At 65.8% G+C, this 16695-nt stretch carries 16 protein-coding genes and 1 pseudogene; 4 read left to right on the top strand and 13 right to left on the bottom strand.

What is annotated here, in order from left to right:
* From HNQ08_RS10385 to HNQ08_RS10395, 3 genes are read right to left on the bottom strand one after another with little or no spacing between them, the layout of a single operon-like run.
* Positions 1 to 822, bottom strand: coding sequence for an NAD-dependent epimerase/dehydratase family protein (locus tag HNQ08_RS10385; RefSeq protein WP_184131126.1), 822 nt, complete (start codon positions 820 to 822; stop codon positions 1 to 3).
* A complete protein-coding gene (hpaE, locus tag HNQ08_RS10390; protein WP_184131129.1) occupies positions 819 to 2384 on the bottom strand; it encodes a 5-carboxymethyl-2-hydroxymuconate semialdehyde dehydrogenase in 1566 nt (521 codons plus the stop codon). The genes HNQ08_RS10385 and hpaE overlap by 4 nt, the downstream gene beginning before the upstream one ends.
* Positions 2385 to 2442: 58 nt before the next feature.
* On the bottom strand, positions 2443 to 3243 hold the full coding sequence (locus HNQ08_RS10395; RefSeq protein WP_184131144.1) for a fumarylacetoacetate hydrolase family protein: 801 nt from the start codon (positions 3241 to 3243) through the stop codon (positions 2443 to 2445).
* Positions 3244 to 3367: 124 nt separating this feature from the next.
* Between HNQ08_RS10395 and HNQ08_RS10400 the strand changes: the two genes are divergently transcribed.
* Both HNQ08_RS10400 and HNQ08_RS10405 read left to right on the top strand, forming a co-directional pair.
* Positions 3368 to 4558 carry a PucR family transcriptional regulator gene (locus tag HNQ08_RS10400; RefSeq protein ID WP_184131146.1) on the top strand — a complete coding sequence of 397 codons (1191 nt, stop codon included), beginning with the start codon at positions 3368 to 3370 and terminating at the stop codon, positions 4556 to 4558.
* Between the two features lie 149 nt (positions 4559 to 4707).
* Complete coding sequence (locus tag HNQ08_RS10405; RefSeq protein ID WP_184131149.1) at positions 4708 to 5847, top strand: ABC transporter substrate-binding protein; 1140 nt, start codon at positions 4708 to 4710, stop codon at positions 5845 to 5847.
* Between the two features lie 98 nt (positions 5848 to 5945).
* Here the strand turns inward: HNQ08_RS10405 and HNQ08_RS27320 are convergent.
* The 10 genes and pseudogenes from HNQ08_RS27320 to HNQ08_RS10460 form a co-directional block, all read right to left on the bottom strand.
* Positions 5946 to 7097, bottom strand: a pseudogene (locus HNQ08_RS27320) (sensor histidine kinase).
* Positions 7098 to 7216: 119 nt separating this feature from the next.
* Positions 7217 to 7990: a hypothetical protein gene (locus HNQ08_RS10420; protein WP_184131158.1), complete on the bottom strand. Its 774-nt coding sequence runs from the start codon at positions 7988 to 7990 to the stop codon at positions 7217 to 7219.
* 207 nt (positions 7991 to 8197) lie between these two features.
* A complete protein-coding gene (locus tag HNQ08_RS10425; RefSeq protein WP_184131161.1) occupies positions 8198 to 8557 on the bottom strand; it encodes a hypothetical protein in 360 nt (119 codons plus the stop codon).
* Between the two features lie 226 nt (positions 8558 to 8783).
* Positions 8784 to 9518: a hypothetical protein gene (locus HNQ08_RS10430; protein ID WP_184131164.1), complete on the bottom strand. Its 735-nt coding sequence runs from the start codon at positions 9516 to 9518 to the stop codon at positions 8784 to 8786.
* The gene (locus HNQ08_RS10435) at positions 9511 to 10563 is read right to left on the bottom strand and encodes a flavin-containing monooxygenase (RefSeq protein WP_184131167.1); all 1053 of its coding nucleotides are present in this window, start codon (positions 10561 to 10563) and stop codon (positions 9511 to 9513) included. Before HNQ08_RS10435 ends, HNQ08_RS10430 begins: the two co-directional genes overlap by 8 nt.
* A gap of 57 nt (positions 10564 to 10620) precedes the next feature.
* On the bottom strand, positions 10621 to 10803 hold the full coding sequence (locus HNQ08_RS10440; RefSeq protein WP_184131170.1) for a hypothetical protein: 183 nt from the start codon (positions 10801 to 10803) through the stop codon (positions 10621 to 10623).
* On the bottom strand, positions 10781 to 10969 hold the full coding sequence (locus HNQ08_RS10445; protein ID WP_184131173.1) for a hypothetical protein: 189 nt from the start codon (positions 10967 to 10969) through the stop codon (positions 10781 to 10783). Before HNQ08_RS10445 ends, HNQ08_RS10440 begins: the two co-directional genes overlap by 23 nt.
* Positions 10966 to 11235 (bottom strand): hypothetical protein, encoded by a 270-nt coding sequence (locus tag HNQ08_RS10450; protein WP_184131176.1) that lies wholly within the window; start codon positions 11233 to 11235, stop codon positions 10966 to 10968. The genes HNQ08_RS10445 and HNQ08_RS10450 overlap by 4 nt, the downstream gene beginning before the upstream one ends.
* Positions 11236 to 11294: 59 nt before the next feature.
* Positions 11295 to 11699, bottom strand: coding sequence for an FAD-dependent oxidoreductase (locus HNQ08_RS28200; protein ID WP_425321343.1), 405 nt, complete (start codon positions 11697 to 11699; stop codon positions 11295 to 11297).
* A gap of 233 nt (positions 11700 to 11932) precedes the next feature.
* Entirely contained in the window at positions 11933 to 12736 is an 804-nt protein-coding gene (locus tag HNQ08_RS10460) for an alpha/beta hydrolase (RefSeq protein ID WP_184131182.1), read from the bottom strand.
* 131 nt (positions 12737 to 12867) lie between these two features.
* Here HNQ08_RS10460 and HNQ08_RS10465 point away from each other — a divergent pair, with 131 nt between their 5' ends.
* Entirely contained in the window at positions 12868 to 13362 is a 495-nt protein-coding gene (locus tag HNQ08_RS10465) for a hypothetical protein (RefSeq protein ID WP_184131186.1), read from the top strand.
* 157 nt (positions 13363 to 13519) lie between these two features.
* On the top strand, positions 13520 to 16621 hold the full coding sequence (locus HNQ08_RS10470) for an alpha-mannosidase (protein ID WP_184131189.1): 3102 nt from the start codon (positions 13520 to 13522) through the stop codon (positions 16619 to 16621).
* Positions 16622 to 16695 lie beyond the last annotated feature (74 nt).

Below are 16695 nucleotides of genomic sequence, written 5' to 3' on the forward strand. Positions count from 1 at the left end.
CTATTGCTCCTTTCCGGCGAGGCCGGTGTAGCCCGAATTCACGAAGATTCCGCCCTGGCGCTGTTCAGTGAGGTCGCCAGGATCACCATGCAGGTGTTCAATCTCGGCGGCGTAGGTTTCGGCGTCGTCCTGCGGCACGTAGCCCAACGCGTCCCAGCCTTCCGGCGACATCCAGCGCCGCGTGTTGCCACTGATCCCGGCCACGACCATGTAGCCGACGCCAGGGACAGTCACTGCGCGGGCGAACAGCTGCGCGGCGTCGCGCGGGGAGAGCCAGGTGGACAAGTGCCGGGCGTCATTGGGACGCTGCTGGAACGAGCAGATTCGCACCGCCACGAACTCGATGCCGTAACGTTCCCAGTACATCCGTCCTAGGGCCTCGCCGTACACCTTGCTGACGCCGTAGTGGGTGTCGGGGCGCACGGGCACCGTGGGCGAGATGGTCTGTGCGCGCGGATAAAAGCCGACGGTGTGAATGCTGGAGGCGAAGGCAATGCGCCCCACCCCGGCCTGCCGCGCCGCCTCCAGCACGTGATAGGTGCCGTCCACGTTGACGTCGCGGATCGCTTTGTAGCGGTGTTCGTCGGGAATGCCGCCCAGGTGAATCACGGCGTTCACGCCCTCCATCGCCGTTCTGACCTCTTCAAAGCTGGTCAGGTCGGCGTAGACGATCTCCTTCCCCTTTCCGGCAGTGCCCAGATCGTGGCGGTCACTCAGGCGGATGGTAGGGAAGGCGTCGCCCAGAAACCCGCGCAGCTGCTGGCGCAAGGCCGTGCCAACCGTCCCGGCGGCTCCGGTCAGAAGGAGGCGTCCAGGCGTCACTCGGCCAGCCTCTGATCCGCCCGGTCCTTGTGCGGCTGTGGCTGGCCCACGCCCAGTTTGGCTGTTTTGTGCGTTCCCAGCGAAATGGCGATGTTCTTCGTCTCCATGTAGAAGTCGAAGCTGTAGTCCCCTCCGTCGCGCCCGATCCCACTGTTCTTGACGCCGCCAAAAGGGGTGGGCAGGTGACGCACGTTCTCGGAGTTGACCCAGACCATGCCTGCCTCCAGCGCCTGTGCGAAGCGGTGGGCGCGGGTCAGGTCGTTCGTCCACAGGTAGCCCGCCAGTCCGTATTGCACGTCGTTGGCCAGGGCGAGGGCGTCTGCCTCATCCGCGAAAGGAATGGCGGTCAGGACCGGGCCGAAGATCTCCTCTTGCGCAATCCGCATGTCGTTGCGCGCGCCGGTGAACAGCGTGGGCGAGACGAAATTGCCCTCCTGACCCACGCGCTCGCCACCAGCCGCAATCGTTGCCCCTTCCTTTGTCGCCTGATCGAAATACCCCATTACCTTCTCGAAGTGGCGAGGGTGAACGAGCGGGCCGATTTCGATTTCAGGATCAAGTGGGTCGCCCACACGAATGTTTTGCGCGCGCTCGGCGATGTAGGCAGTGAACTCATCGTAGATGCCGTCCTGAATCAGCACGCGGCTGCTGCTGGTGCAACGTTCGCCGTTCAGGCTGTAGATCATGAAGACAACAGCGTCTAGGGCCCGTTCCAGATCGGCGTCATCAAACACCACCACTGGATTCTTGCCGCCCAGCTCGAAATGCACGCGCTTGAGGGTATCTGCCCCCTGCCGCATGATGTGGCTGCCGGTGGTGGTCTCGCCCACGAAGGCCACCGCCTTGATCAGTGGGTGTTCGGTCAACGCCTTGCCCGCGCTCTCGCCGAAGCCGTGGACGAGGTTGTGCACTCCCTTGGGCAGCCCCGCCTCGTCCAGGATCTCGGCCAGCAGGGTGGCGGTGACCGGACTCCACTCTGCTGGCTTGTGCACCACCGTGCATCCGGCGGCCAGCGCGGGCGCGATCTTCCAGGTGGACAGCATGAACGGCGTATTCCACGGGGTAATCACGCCGACTGGGCCGATAGGCTGACGCAGGGTGTAATTCAGGAAACCGGGCGCGGGCAGGCTCTGGCCATCCGCCGCCGACGGCGCGCGGTCGGCGAAGAAGCGGAAATTTTCTGCCCCGCGCGTCGCTGCCGACTTCATGAAACGGATGGCCTGACCAGTGTCTATGCTTTCCAGCACGGCAATTTCCTGCGCGCGGGCCTCGATCAGATCGGCCACCCGGTGCAGAATCTTCCTGCGCTCCTGCCCGCTCACCTCGCGCCACATCTGGAAGGCGTCGTGGGCGGCTCGGGCGGCGCGGTCAATGTCCGTGGCGTCGCCGCTGGCCACCGTGGTCAGGACCGCATTGTCTACTGGAGAATGCGTCTCGAAGGTTTCGCCCCCATGCGAGTCGCTCCACTGCCCGCCTATAAAGTGCTGGAGGCCGCCGCTCAGTCGGCTCTGGCGAAGCTGCCTGGCCAGGTCATGGTTGGGGTTGGCTGCGGTCTGGGTCATAGAACCTCCTGGGTGACGCTTGAACGCTGATGGAGAAATACCAACTGGCACAGGGCGCTCACCGTCCGTCCCACTCGCCCTCCCGGCTCTCCTTGCCCTGAATCGGTTCGGCGTCCTCGTCTTCCTCCACGATGTCGTTGACCAGCGTGCCCAGCCCTTCCACTTCCAGGGTCATCACGTCGCCGGGACGGACGTGAGAGATGCCCTTCGGCGTGCCGGTCAGGATCACGTCGTTCTCCTGCAGGGTCATGAAGCGCGAGATGTGCTCGATCAGTTCGGGGATGGAAAAGATCATGTCGCGCGTGCTGCCTTCCTGGCGCAGTTCGCCGTTCACATGTGCGGTCAACTTCAGATCATGTGGATCGCTGATCTCGTCGGCAGTCACGTAGTACGGTCCCAGCGGCCCAAAAGTGTCCCAGCCCTTACCGCGCATGGGGGGCCGGAACGTGTTGGTCACGTAGTCGCGCACCACCAGATCGTTGCCAATGGTGTAGCCGCCGACGTAATCCATGGCGTTCCTGGCCTTCACGCGCCGGGCATCCCGCCCGATGATCACGCCCAGTTCCACCTCATAGTGCATGAACTCCGCGCCGCGCGGGTAGATCACGCTGCCCCGGTGCGGCAGCAGGGTGGTGTTGGGTTTCCAGAACAGAGCGGGTTCCTTGGGCTGGGTCAATCCCAGCTCTCCGGCGTGGTCGTTGTAATTCAGCGCCAGGGCAATCACCTTGGGCGGCTCGACGGGGAGCAGGAACTGAACATCGTCGGGAGTGTGCGCGACGCCAGCAGCGTCGACTAGGTTTCCGTCGTTGAGGTGACCGCTCAACAGGCGGCCTCCAGCGATAAAGCGGGCTTTTTTCATAGCGACTCCAAAGGGCAGGGCGCAAGAGCTTGAGGATTGTTCTGCCCTTCAGCATAGGACCTTTGGTCTCTGGACTGTTGGACTCACTGTGGATTGCAGCTGTATCTTTTGTATCTTTAAACAAATGCCGACCTTGCGGGACGTGACGCTCCAACTGGGGCTGGAGGATGGGATGGACGCTTTGCGAACTTTCACCACGCCTGCGGAGGCAACAGCCCTGCTGCCTGCTCTGCCAAAGGACCAGGTGCTGGCGGCGAGCACCGCCCTCCTGGCCCAGGACGGACTGAGTTCACCGGGCGTCCCAGTTCTGCTTATGGCCCTGCGGAACGCGGCCCTGTCCCCCCAACCTGAGCGTGAACTGGTCAGGCTCGCGGCACGTTGGACCGGGGGCTTTGCCGAAATTCAGGCCAGTTGGGGAGACACCGTCGCGTCGGCGGGCCGGCGAGCCAGTCAGTCTGTGCCCGTTCAGGAAACCCTGCGGCTGTCCCATGCAGGCCGGCACGTTGGGTCGCTCAGCGTGGCCTTCCCGTCTGACTGGCGCGGACTGCCCCAGGTCCTGGCCGAATATGCTCTGCTGGCCCGCTTGCGAACAGCGGCGGCGGGGGCGGCGCGGCGCAGGGTAGGGGAGAGGATGCTGGACGCGCTGCTGTCCGGGCAGTCGACGGAGGGGAGCGGGCTGACTGGTGAGGCGTTCGCGCTTGCGGTGGCGACGTTGCCGCCCACCGTTCCTGAGCAGGCCGAGGCGCTCGATCTGCTGGCCGCGGTGGGCGAGGGTTATTTCAGCGAGCGTCGGCTGGTGGGCCACGCCACCGTCCGGGCTGGACAGGCGGTGTGGCTGTGGACCACCCTGGAACTGAGCCGTGAAGCGCGGGAACTACACCTGGCGCTGACCGCCTCCACAGCGCTGGACGTGCGCCTGGGCGTCAGCGGCAGGCATGCTGACGCAGCGCACGTGTCGCAGGCCTTCGGGGAGGCGCGGCAGGCGCTGTCGGTGACGCGGCAGGCCCGGGGACACAGCGTCTTCCATGAACTCGATCCCCTGCATGCCCTGCTTTCTGAGGGGCGGCTGGATATTCTAGCGGCGCAGGTCAGCGCGCAGCTTGAAACCCTGCGGGACGATGGGCGCACAGCAGAAACCCTGCGGGCCTACCTGGAGCATCGGGGGACGCTGAGTGAACTAGCCGCCACACTGGACATTCACGTCAATACCCTGCGTTACCGCCTGCGTCGCGCCGAGGAGGTGCTGGGTGGCCGCCTGAGCGATCCGGCGCTGCTGGCACGACTATACCTGGCCTTTCAGAGCGCGGCGGACTGAGATAGTTACTCCTGCTCGTCATGTGACGAGTGAACCCGCTGGCGCCCCGGCCTCACGGCATGCGGAGGCGCGGTACGGTCAGCGTGGGGTCTGGTCTGCTAGCATTCCTGCGTCCACAACCTGTTCCACTTTCTTCAGGAGGTTTCACCATGAAAACCCGCTTACTGCTGACCGCCCTGCTCGCATGCTCCTCGCTGGCCTTCGCCGAGATCCGTGTGGGCGTGATCGTTTCCGCCACCGGCCCCGCCGCCAGTTTGGGCATCCCGGAACGCAACACGGTGGCCCTGCTGCCGCAGACCATCGCTGGGCAGAAGATCGTCTACACCATCCTGGATGACGCCAGCGACACCACCGCCGCCGTAACCAGCGCCCGCAAACTGATTCAGGACAACAAGGTGGACCTCATCGTGGGGACCACCACCACCCCCGCCTCATTGGCGATGATCGACGTGGTCTCCGAAGCCAAGGTGCCCATGATCAGCCTGGCCGCCTCCGAGACCATTATCAAGCCAGTGGACGCCAAGCGGGAGTGGGTCTTCAAGACCCCGCAGACCGACGCGATCATGGCGGCGGCGATTGTGCAGCACATGCAGCAGAATAAGATCAAAACCGTGGGCTATATCGGTTTCAACGATGCCTACGGTGAGGGTTGGCTGGCCGAGCTGAAGAAGAACGCCGCCCAGCGCGGCATCAAGGTGGTGGCCGAGGAGCGATATGGGCGCAGCGACACCAGCGTGACCGGGCAGGTGCTGAAAGTGCTGGCGGCCAAGCCCGACGCTGTGCTGGTTGGGGCGTCCGGGGTGCCCGCCGTGCTGCCGCAGAAGACCCTCAAGGACCGCGGCTATGCGGGCAAGATCTACCAGACCCACGGCGTCGCCAACGCGGACTTCCTGCGAGTGGGCGGCAAGGATGTGGAGGGCGCGATTCTGCCCGCGGGCCCGGTGCTGGTGGCCGATCAGTTGGCCGATACCAACCCCAACAAGAAGGTGGGCCTGAATTACGTCAGTCTGTACGAGGCCAAATACGGCAAGGATAGCGTCTCGACCTTCGGGGCGCATTTGTGGGACGCCGGGCTGCTGATGCAGAAGGCCATCCCGGTGGCCCTCAAGAAGGCCAAGCCCGGCACCGCCGAATTCCGCAGCGCCCTGCGTGAGGCCCTGGAAGGCTCACGCAATGTGATCGGCGCACACGGCATCTTTAACCTGTCGGCGACGGATCACCTGGGTCTGGACGCCCGCAGCCGCGTGATGGTGCAGGTCGTGGATGGCCAGTGGAAGCTGCTGAAGTAACGGTGTAACGCTTACACAGGCGGACGGGGCATGGAGAGTGAACTCCATGCCCCGTCCGCCTGTCTTGCTCATTTTCCGGCCCGCTGCTCCCTGGCAGGTCACGGGCCTCGCGGAAGCGTGAAACTGAAGGTTGCGCCCTCGCCGATCCCTGACGTCTGGTCGGTCACCTCGCCCCCGTGACGGGACACGATCCGACGGACATTGGCGAGGCCCACGCCGGTGCCTTCGAACTCTTATTCGTGATGGAGGCGCTGGAAGACCCCAAACAGGCGGCTGGCGTAACGCGGATCGAAGCCCACACCATTGTCGCGTACCAGAATGACCCACTCGTCGGGCCGTTCCTCGGTCCAGATCTCGACGATCGGGTGGGGGCGGAGTCTGGAGTACTTCAGGGCATTGCCCAACAGATTCACCATGACCTGACGCAGCAGGTGGCGGTCACCATTGACGATGGGTAAGGCCTGGACTCGCCATTCGACGTTCTGCTCCTCATCCTCAGAAGTCAGCTCGAGCTGCGCCGAGGTCACCAGCGCGGCCAGATCGACCTCCTCCAGCCGCAGGGGTTGCCTGGTGGTGCGTGACAGGTCCAGCATGGCGTCGATCAGTATGTTCATCCGGGTGGCCGCGTCGTCGATCACGCTCAGGTAATGCTCCGTCTTGAGGTCCGATGTATCGGTGAGGCGGTTACGCAGCAGGGCGTTGAAGCCCTTGATACGGCGCACCAGCGTCCGCAGATCGTGCGACACGCTATAGGCGAAAGCTTGGAGTTCGCCGACTGCCACCTGCAACTCGGCGTTGCTGCGGGCCAGCTGCCGGACCCCCTCGGCCCGCTCCAGTGCCAGATTCAGGCTGCGGCCCACCGCCCGGAACACCGCCCGCTCGCGTTCCGACCAGTGGGTCTGGCGGCGTGCAGCCATGATCAGCATGCCCGTCATGGTTTCGCCCTGGAAGAACGGCTGAAAGGCCACAGCCTCGTAAACGGCGGCGCCCGGGCGCCAGTTCGGGTGTCCCTTGATCTCCTCAAGAAAGACGCTCTGGCGGGTGCGCTGCGCCTCCTCGAAACCCGGATCGCTGGGGCGGTAACCCGCCTGGGCCTCGGCCAGCAGGTCTGCCGGGAAGTCGGGGGGCCAGACCCTGATCCGGAACACCTCGCCCTCGCGCTCAGAGTATGTCACGTCCATGTCGTGGGCCTCAGCCAGCACCGCCGCCGCCTGTCGGATCAGCGCCAGCACGTCGGTCTCGTTGCCCATCAGGTCGGTCAGCGCCGTGAACGCGGCCAGCGCCGCGCGCTCCTCCTGCAACTGGAGGTTCTGTTCTGCGCGGTCCAGTGCCAGGCCTAGGCTGCGCCATGGTTTCGAGCAGAGTGCGCTCAGTGGCGGTCCAGGTCTTTGTCTTCCTTGAACAGAGCCAGGGCCAGCACGCCGCGGACCTGCTGGCTGACCAGAATGGGCAGGGCGGCGGTGGCCCCCAGGTGACTGTCCATTTCCCCCAGCCGATCGGTGTCCAGCCGGTCATGGTCCTGGTAGTGCGCCTGCCCTGTTTCCAATGGGCGACGCAGATTGAGGGTTGAGCGGTACGGCAGGCCCGCATCCACGGCGCGTTGCAGATCGTCATTGCGCATCGAGCCGACCTGTGCCCGGATCCGGAAGAGGCCATCGCCGCCTTCCCCGTTCTCGTGTTCGTAAGACATCGCGAACCCCGGCGGCATCTGCGACAGCATGATTTCCAGAGACCGCCCAACCAGCAAGCGTGCAGCGCTGTCCAGCTCGTGCGACAGCGTCTCGAAGGCCTCGAGCGCCCGCGTCCGGGCCAGCAGTTCGGCGTTCTGCTCGGCCTGTTGCCGGGCACCCTCACCGCGTTCCACGGCCAGCGTCAGGCTGCGCCCCAGCGCCCGCATCAGGCCCCGGTCCCGGCTCTGCCACTGCTCACCCAGGCGCAGCCCCACGGTAAAGATGCCGCGTACCTCCTGCCCCACCACCGGGTAGATACACACCGGGCCGAAGACATCGGTGTTCTCGATTTGCTCGCGCGCCGCGTTCCAGCCGTCGATGAACACCGGCTGCCGGGTTTCCAGCGCACGCGTGAAGGACGGAACGTTCAGCGGCAGCCCGGCGCGGACCATGTCGACCTGTTCGGGCGTCATCTCGTCTGTCCAGCTCAGGGCCTTCCACAGTCCGTCCTGAATCTCGTAGTACGCGCCGCTGTACTCGGTGAAATGCGCGTCCTCACCGTGTAGGCCTCCCGACTGAGGGCCAGCACATCGGTCTCACGGGCGGCCCGTTCCGTGAAAGCGGTAAAAACCTCCAACGCCGCCGTCTGGTCTTCGAGTTGCCGCTTCATCCTGTCCTGTCTATTTGCGCGTGGCGCAGTGCCGCAGGCCCAGCCCCAGGGCGCCCGCCACGGTGCGGAAGGTGGCCTGGCCAGCCTCGTTCCAGTCCTGCCCGTCGGCCAGTGTCACACGCAACAGGCCACAGGTTTCGTTTTCCTGGACGCAGGGATAGAGCGCCCCTGCACCTGCGGGGGCCAGCGCGCCCAGGTCAAGCCCGGGCGACAAAGAATGACCGAAAAAGATCGGCTCCTGCCCGCTGAGAACGTGCAGCAGCGCTGGTGAATTGACGGTAAAACCGTCCTCCTGCGCCGTCTGGTCTACGCCACCCACCGGCTGCCAGCGATCCGAGTCTGCCTCCAGGGTGAACAACGTGACGGTCACGTCGCCAAGCGTCTGTCTCAACACCTCGGTTATCCGCTGCAATTATTCTGGCAGCTCGGCGGTTTGTGTCAGGTCTTCGGCGAAGCGCGAGAGGATCTCCAGCACGGCCAGATGGTCCGCAGAGCGGTCCGCTCTGGCCGCAGGGGTCATGGGTGCACCGTGCTGTCAAAGTGCCGGCAGCGAATTCCCCGGGCTCCTTTCTCTGGTGTCTCTCTTCTCACAACGTTCATGGCAGTCCCCGCAGCCGTTCACGAACCTGTTCCTGGTCGTACTTTTGCCAGTAGGTCTGCGGTTTCAGCGCCAGCGCCCCCTCAAGAAGATGACGGGCCTCCTGCCGCAGACCTGTGGCGCGGCGGACGTCCTGACCGGCCAGCAGCAGCAGGCTGTCGGCGTAGCTCAGGCGAAAGAAGATCTCGCCGGGGGCCAGGGCGATGGCTTTCTGGTGGCTCATGCGCATGGTGTCCTCACTAGCACCGGTGGTCAGGACCACCAGGGCGCCGAGGCCCAGCGCCTGTGCGTGCCAGGTGCCCAGACCCATCCAGGCGCGGGCCTGCGCCGGGTCCAGTTTCAGGGCCTGCTCGAACAGCCGCCGGATCTCCAGGCCCGTCCGGGTGGCCCGCACCACGCCAGCGCCCTGCAATTGCAGCGCCAGCGCGTTCGCCAGTTCCACGTACCCTTCAGCGGCGCGGCCGTCAGCGGCCACGGCCGCCCGCGCGGCAGCCTCCGAGGCCGCGTACAGCCTCTGTTTTTCGGGCCTGCCATCCACAAGGACCGACTGCCCCACGTAGGCGCGGGCCAGTAAGCTCAGGGCGGGCGCGTCCCGATTGTCCCGGAGCAGCGCAACGGTCACGCTGGGCTGGCCCCGGTTCAGAGCAGCCAGGGCGTCGTCCATGGGCGCGGTCAGACCGGAAGCGGTGAGCAGCAGGGCGGCAGTCAGGATAGTCATCAACACTTTAGACAAGAGGGTTCTCCAGATGTTCGCTCAGCCGCGCCACGACGTACTCGGCATCCGGTCCGGCTGAACGAATGGTACTGGAAGCGGCCGTCCGCTGGCCCGGCAGGCCGACGAAAGCGAGCCCGGGAAGGGCCGTGCTGATGCCCAGGCGTTGCTGCGGCTCGCCGTGCCGGTCCAGGGCCGCGAGGGGCAGATACTCTCCGTTCCAGCGGTATCCGGTCGCGTAGATCACGCTGTCTACGGCCTCTTCCTGGCCATTGGACCAGCGGACGCCTGTGCGCGTAAAGCCCTCAAAGAGCGGCCGCAGGTCAGGATTGTCGCTGCTCAGCGCGGCCCTCAGTCCTGGCACCGCGACCACTGGATGCACGTCTGGCACGCGTCCCAACACGCCGAGGGGGAGTTTCTCGATGCCTGTCCACGCCAGCCAGTCGGTCAGGTCCCGCCCGAGCGGACGCTGTGGGAACAGTTGCGGTGCCCGGCGCACGGCCAGCGTCACCCGCGCCACCTGACCCAGTTCGGCGGCAATCTGCGCAGCGGAGTTGCCCGCCCCGACGACGATCACGCGCTGCCCCGCGAAGGGAACGGGACGGCGGTACTGCGAGGCATGCAGCGCCTGCCCCTGGAATTCGCCCGCTCTGGACAGATGCGGCCAGTGCGGCTGCCCGAAGGTGCCGGAAGCACAGATCACGGCCCTCGCCGTCCAAGTCCGGCCATCCCTTGCCGTAATTTCAAACAGCTTCTTGACATGCCGGACCGCCACCACTTGCGCTCCCCGCCGTACCGGAAAGCTGAAATGGGCAGCGTAGGTCTGCAGGTAGGCGATCATCTCCCCGCGAGAGGGGTAATGGTGCGGGTCACCGCCGAAGGGCAGTCCCGGCAGCGCGGAGTGGTGGGCAGGCGTAAAGAGGGTCAGACTGTCGTAGTACTCCGGCCACGAGCCGCTGGCCGCAGCGCCCGCCTCCAGAACCTCGAAACTCAGATGGCGGCGCTGCAACGAGTAGGCAGCGGCCAGTCCGGCTGACCCAGCCCCGATCACCACAGCGTCCAACATATGCCCCTCCTTTCAGTCTGGCGCGGCGGTGCGAGGACTGATCGTATGCCCACCACCTTAGGCATGGTTTGCGGCCTGTCCGGGACGACATTGGCCGAAGGCTGGATCATCTACTACCAACCCCAAGTCGGTCCGCCGCACGGCCTCCCCGAAAGTTGAGTACGCGACGGGCAGCAGCGCCAGTTTTGCGGGATGAAAATGCAGCCGCGCCGGCAGGCTAAAGATCTGGATCAGCTCCACGGCGCATCCCCATCACCTGTGCGCCAACCACCCGCAAACGCACTGGGGAGCCTAGCAGACCCTGAAGGTCAACGAGTTTCACGAAGTCAGGGGCGTGCTCAGTGCGGGCGCGGTTCAGGCGGGCAAAGTCGTAGTCCACCACCTCGTGCCCGCCGGACCTCTTCACGGCTGTGCCTGGGTCGGGCTCCAATGGGCGATCTCGGGCTTGGTGTGGGTCACGCAGGGAATGTCCCCCACCCGGGTGGCAGGTGCGCACAGGGCAGTCGCGCCGTGCGTGAACATCGGCCCGCCTACCACGTCGCCCGCCCCACACAGGTGCGAATACGAGGTGGACTGCATGTTGGATCTAACCTTCAGGCCCTGGTCGTCGAATTTGGCCCCGATGACTTCCATGCCCAGCCTCTGCACACGCGGCGCCTTGCCCACGGCCACCAGCAGGTGCGTCCCTCCACGGACTGGCGTCTATCAGTTGCAACCGCACCCCTGATTCGCTAGAACCCGTCGCTAGCACAAATTTCTCGGCCATGATGGTGCGGATCTGGCCCCTGTGCCTGACCTCCAGCACATGCGGCGACACGAACACGGAATGATCGCCGACCACCTGTACGCCGCGCGCCTCGATGGACTCCGGCGAATCCACGTCCCTGAAACCGTTGATGATCCAGTGTATCTCGGCCCGGACGGTGGTCCAGTCCGGCGGTCAGTCCCAGTGCCCCACTCTGGCGGGCCGCATGGGCGGTCCTGGACATCGATAGCAGCGTCTTCGATGGAATGCAACCGGTGAAGGTGGATTCACCGCCGGTTAGCTCGCGCTCGATCAGCAAGACGCGCTGGCTGTTGGAGGCGGCCAGGTGCGCGGCAATCAGGCCGCCGGACCCCGTGCCGATCACCGCCACATGGCTTTCAAGGGGGTAGTGCCTTCTGATGCGGAATGGCCTAGCCGTAGCGCTGGGGGTCCGGCGTGGATGGGGTACTCATGGTGTCTCCCGCCCCAGTCTGTCTGCCGGGTGACTGTCAAGGCGAGTGCTATTTCTTGGACCGAGCCGGGACGGTCACGGGTCAGTCCGTTGGCGTCCAGCGCTCCTGGGACGGTCCAGAGCGTGGCTTGCCCGTCAGAGTGACGCGGGCTTCACCCCAGCATTTCCAGCGCCAACCCCAATAACTCGTCCGGCGCGTCGAAGTGGTGGCGGCCCGGCAACTGCCGGACGCTGCTCGCCACACCTGGCCAGGCGTCGGCGAGTTGCTGGGACTGCCACAGGAACGATGGCGACTCGTCCTCCCCCACGGCCACGGTGAACGGTGCGGCGCTCGTCGGGCGCAGGAAAGCGGGACTGAGGGCGCGGGCCTCCGTCTCCGAGAGTCGCAACACCGGCTGCAACTCGGTGCGGCGTAGCGGTCCCAGATCGTAAAGTCCACTGACGCCAATCCCACCCGTCAGCGTGACTCCGGGCAGGCCCTCGGCAGCCCAGTCGGTGGCGTGGACCATGGCGGCCAGATGTGCCCCGGCAGAATGTCCGGCCACGATCAGGGGTCCTGGATAGCGGGCGCCGACAAACGCCGTGGCCCGCCGTGCCTGACCCACGATGCGCGCCAGCGTCACGGTGGGCGTCAGGTCATAGCTCATGACCCCCACGCGCAGGCCGGCCCCCAACAGCGGAGGGGCCAGGTACGAGAAGGTGTCCTTGTAGAACGCTTGCCAGTAACCGCCGTGAATGAACAGCAGGGTGGCCCGCGCCGCGCCCTCCGGCGCGAAAACGTCGAGCCGCTCGTGCTCTCCTGCGCCGTAAGCCAGTTCAGCAGGCAAGCGTTCCTCCCGAACGGCGGCGCTGTCCCGCTGCCAGGCTGCGACGATGATGTCGGCATGCGGCACCCGGCGACTGGGCATGTACTCTCCGTTAATGGCTACGTCGAACAGACTCTGGGGCTGCGTCATCCTGCGGGGTCTCCTGGGGAGTGAGGGAGATGAATCTGGGAAAAGACAAAGGAGCGTTTGGAAAATTCTGTCTCAGATACTCTAGAGTCGCTCAAGAGTTCGGGACAGTTCACCGCGCCGGAGGCCCGCTTATGGACGAATCACAGGACATGCAGACGCTCTTGGAGCTGACGGAAAACTGGCACGGCGGCGATGTGGGCCGCACGGAACTGGTCTCGGCGCTGCGCCGTGTGACCGACGATTCCGGCGAACTGATCCGCACCCTGATCACGCAGCTCAGTCGGGGGGCCAAACGGGCAGGGCACGGCGAGGAGCATGCCGAGAATACCGACGCCTGGCGACAGGAGCTGATGGCCTGCCGCGCCCGCTCGTGGCCGTATCCGCACAGCGCAGGCCTGCTGGTGGGGCCGCACGTCCTGATCCTGACCGATGGTGACCAGGGCGTGCTGCTGCGCGCCGGGCGCCTGAGGGTGCTGACCCCCAGCGTCAGCGCCTCGCTGCTGCTGCTGTGCCAGACCATCGTGATGGCGCAGCACTCGCTGGACGGCAAGATCGTGGGTCAGGCCCGCTCTCAGCGCATCGAATCGGCCTCCACCTCTCTGTCGGAAATTGACCCGATCCGCTAGGGCCAGCCCAGATCCGGCCCCATTCCCGGTGCTGTGCGGGTTCGGCTTCCCTTCAATGCCTCCCACCTTCAATCGACGGACAGTTCCCCCACTGAGGCAGCGCTTCTGGGCTGTCTGTCCACCCGCCTGCTGGCCGCGCAGGAGATGAAAGGAGCCCATGACCCACGCCCTAACCACCGAACAGACTCTGATCCGTGTCCAGAACCGCCTGACCGAACTGCGCGCGTGGCGTGATCTCGCTTCCGTTCCCCTGGACATGACCTTTCGCTGGAGCGGCGGCGAGCAGCCCATCGCCGAGGGGGAAGCGTGGCCCGCCCGTGAACTGCCCGTGACCTTCAGCGCCACGGTCAACCTTCCGCACGAGTGGCAGGGCCAGCCTGTGGTCCTTGACCTGTCGGTGGGGGGGGAGGCGCTGGCCCTGCTGGACGGGGTGGCCCGCGGCGGTCTGAATCCCTATCACTCCGAGCTGTGGCTGGAGGCGGGCGGCCCGTCCACCCTCCAGCTTCAAATCGAGGCGGTGCCACGCGGCCTGTTTGGCTCGCCCGAGTACGCGCCCAGGCTGGAACGCGCCCGGCTGCTGCTGCCGGATCCCCAGGTGCGTGCCGTGGTGGAAGATCTCGAAGCAGCACACGAGGCAGCCGCGGCGCTCCTTCAGGGCGGACGCGGCGACATTGCCGAACTGATCGCCGATGCCCTAAGCGACGTACTGAACAGCGTTCCTGTGCCCCGTGGCGGGGGCGCAGCCTACCTGACGCGGGCCTGGCAGGAACCCCGGTTGCGCGCCAGCCTGCGTCAGCAGTGGGACGAGTGGAATTTCACTGGCACCCCTCTGCCTTACCCCGACGCGGATCGCCCGGCGCTCGAGGAGGCCCGCAAGGAGTTGGCCACTCGCCTGAACGCTATCCGGGCGCGGTATCCCGCCGCCGGACAACTGGCGCTGTCGGGCCACGCGCATATCGATCTGGCGTGGCTGTGGCCGCTGAAGGAAACCCGGCGCAAGATCCGGCGCACCTTCGCCACCGTCCTGTCGCTGATGGAACGGTACCCCGACTTCACCTTCAACCAGTCTTCCGCACAGATTTACGCGTACATAGAGCAGGATGACCCTGCGCTGTTCGCTCGCATCCAGCAACGCGTGCAGGAAGGCCGCTGGGACGTGGTGGGCGGCATGTGGGTGGAGCCGGACGGCAACCTGATCTCCGGCGAATCTTGGGCCCGGCAATTGCTGTACGGTCAGCGCTACTTCCAGTCGCGTTTCGGCCAGCGGGCGCGGGTGTGTTGGCTGCCCGACACCTTCGGCTACGCGGCAAATCTGCCGCAACTGCTGCAGGCGGCAGAGATCCCGTATTTCTTCACCACCAAGCTCACCTGGAACGAGACCAACAAGTTCCCGTATGACCTGTACCGCTGGGAGGCGCTGGACGGCACGCAGGTGCTGGCCCACAGCTTCCGCAACCCTGGCCAGGGTTACAACGGTACGCTGGGGGCTCCCGACGTGCTGAACACCTGGCAGAACTTTGGCGGCAAGCGCCGTCACGACGCTTCTCTGTTCAGCTTCGGCTGGGGCGACGGCGGCGGCGGCCCCACCTCCGAGATGCTGGAGCGCTACGATCGCCTGCGCGACTTTCCCGGCCTGCCCCGTCTTCAGATGACGCGCGTGGCCGAGTTCTACGGCGGAGTGGATGAGGACACGGCGCTGCCTGTGTGGGTGGGAGAACAGTACTTCGAGCTGCACCGGGGAACCTACACCACCCAGGCGCGCATCAAGGAATTGAACCGCGCCCTGGAGCATGCTCTGGGGGACGCGGAGACGGCCTGTGTCCTGGCGTTCAGGCTGCTGGACAGGCCCTATCCGCGCGGGACCTTGCAGGGCCTGTGGGAAGTGCTGCTGCGCAATCAGTTTCACGACATCCTGCCCGGCTCCGGGGTGCGGGCGATTTACGACGATGCGCGCCGGGAACTGGTGGAGGCGCTGGCACAGGCCGAAACGCTCCGAGACGATGCTCTGCAGGCCCTGAGCAACGTCCACGGCACCGGTGAGCGCGTGGTGGTGTGGAACCTGAGCTGCGACGAGCGTCCACTGTCGCTCCGGCTGCCGGGTCAGTTCGATTTGAGACTGAGCGCCCCCGACGGCACACCGCTTCAGACCGAGTCGGATGAAAATGGCCTGCTGATCACCGGAAACGTCACCGTGCCGGGCCTTGGCTACCTCTGCCTGGGCGTGGATGCGGACCAACCGGTACCGGGCGGCAACTCCGCCCCGAGCCCCCTCACTCTGGAAAACGAGCATCTGCGTGTGGTAGTAGCGCCCGACGGTAGCCTGGAATCCGTGCTGGACCGGACGCTGGGGCGCGAGGCACTGGCCGGGCCGGGCAACCAGCTGTGGCTGTACCCCGACGTGCCGCGTGAGTGGGAGGCCTGGGAACTGGACGCCAGTTACCCGGAAGGTGGCGTGCGCCTGAGCGCTGTGGCGCGGCCTGAACGCCTGCCGGGGCAGCTGGAGCAGGCCATCCGCGTGCAGTACGACGCGCAGGGCAGCCGTGTGACGCAGACTTACCGCCTGCGGGCCGGGTCCCGGCGGCTGGAGATCGACACCGAGGTAGACTGGCAGCCGCGCCGCCTGTTCCTGCGCGCGCTGACACCCCTGAACGTGCGGGCGGCCCAGGCCAGTTTCGAGACCGCGTTCGGTACGGTCGCGCGCCCCACCCACCGCAACACCTCCTGGGAGGCCGCGCAGTTCGAGGTACCGGGCCACCGCTTCGCCGATCTCAGCGAGGGAGATTTCGGCCTGAGCCTGCTGACCACTTCCAAGTACGGCTACAGCGCCCACGGCAACGTGCTGGGACTGAGTCTGCTCAAGGCCCCGATCACGCCCGATCCCAGCGCCGACGCCGGAGAGCATGCCTTTACCTACGCGCTGTACCCGCACGCCGGGGACTGGCGCAATGGCACCTTGCGAGAGGCCCATGATCTGAACGCCCCGCTGCGCGGCTTTTTCACCTCGGAAACGGGAAAGGGCGAAGGCAGCGCACGGCTCTTGGGCATCGGTCATCCGTCGCTGCGCCTGAGCGCCCTCAAGCTGGCCGAAGACGATGATTCGTTGCTGCTGAGGGTCTACGAGTCTCAGGGCACGCGCGGCACAGCTGTGCCAGATGGACTGGGCGTAACGCACTGGACGCCTGTCAACCTGCTGGAAGAGGCGAGCGAGGCAACTCTGGACTTTACGCCGTACCGGGTGCTGAGCCTGAAGGGCCATTAAGCATTCCGCTCCAGTTGTCTTGAAGAAATCCGACATCCCGCCCCCGTCCTGATGGCGGATGCGCCCCGCGCGCC

It is taken from the genome of Deinococcus humi (assembly GCF_014201875.1).
Classification (GTDB): domain Bacteria; phylum Deinococcota; class Deinococci; order Deinococcales; family Deinococcaceae; genus Deinococcus; species Deinococcus humi.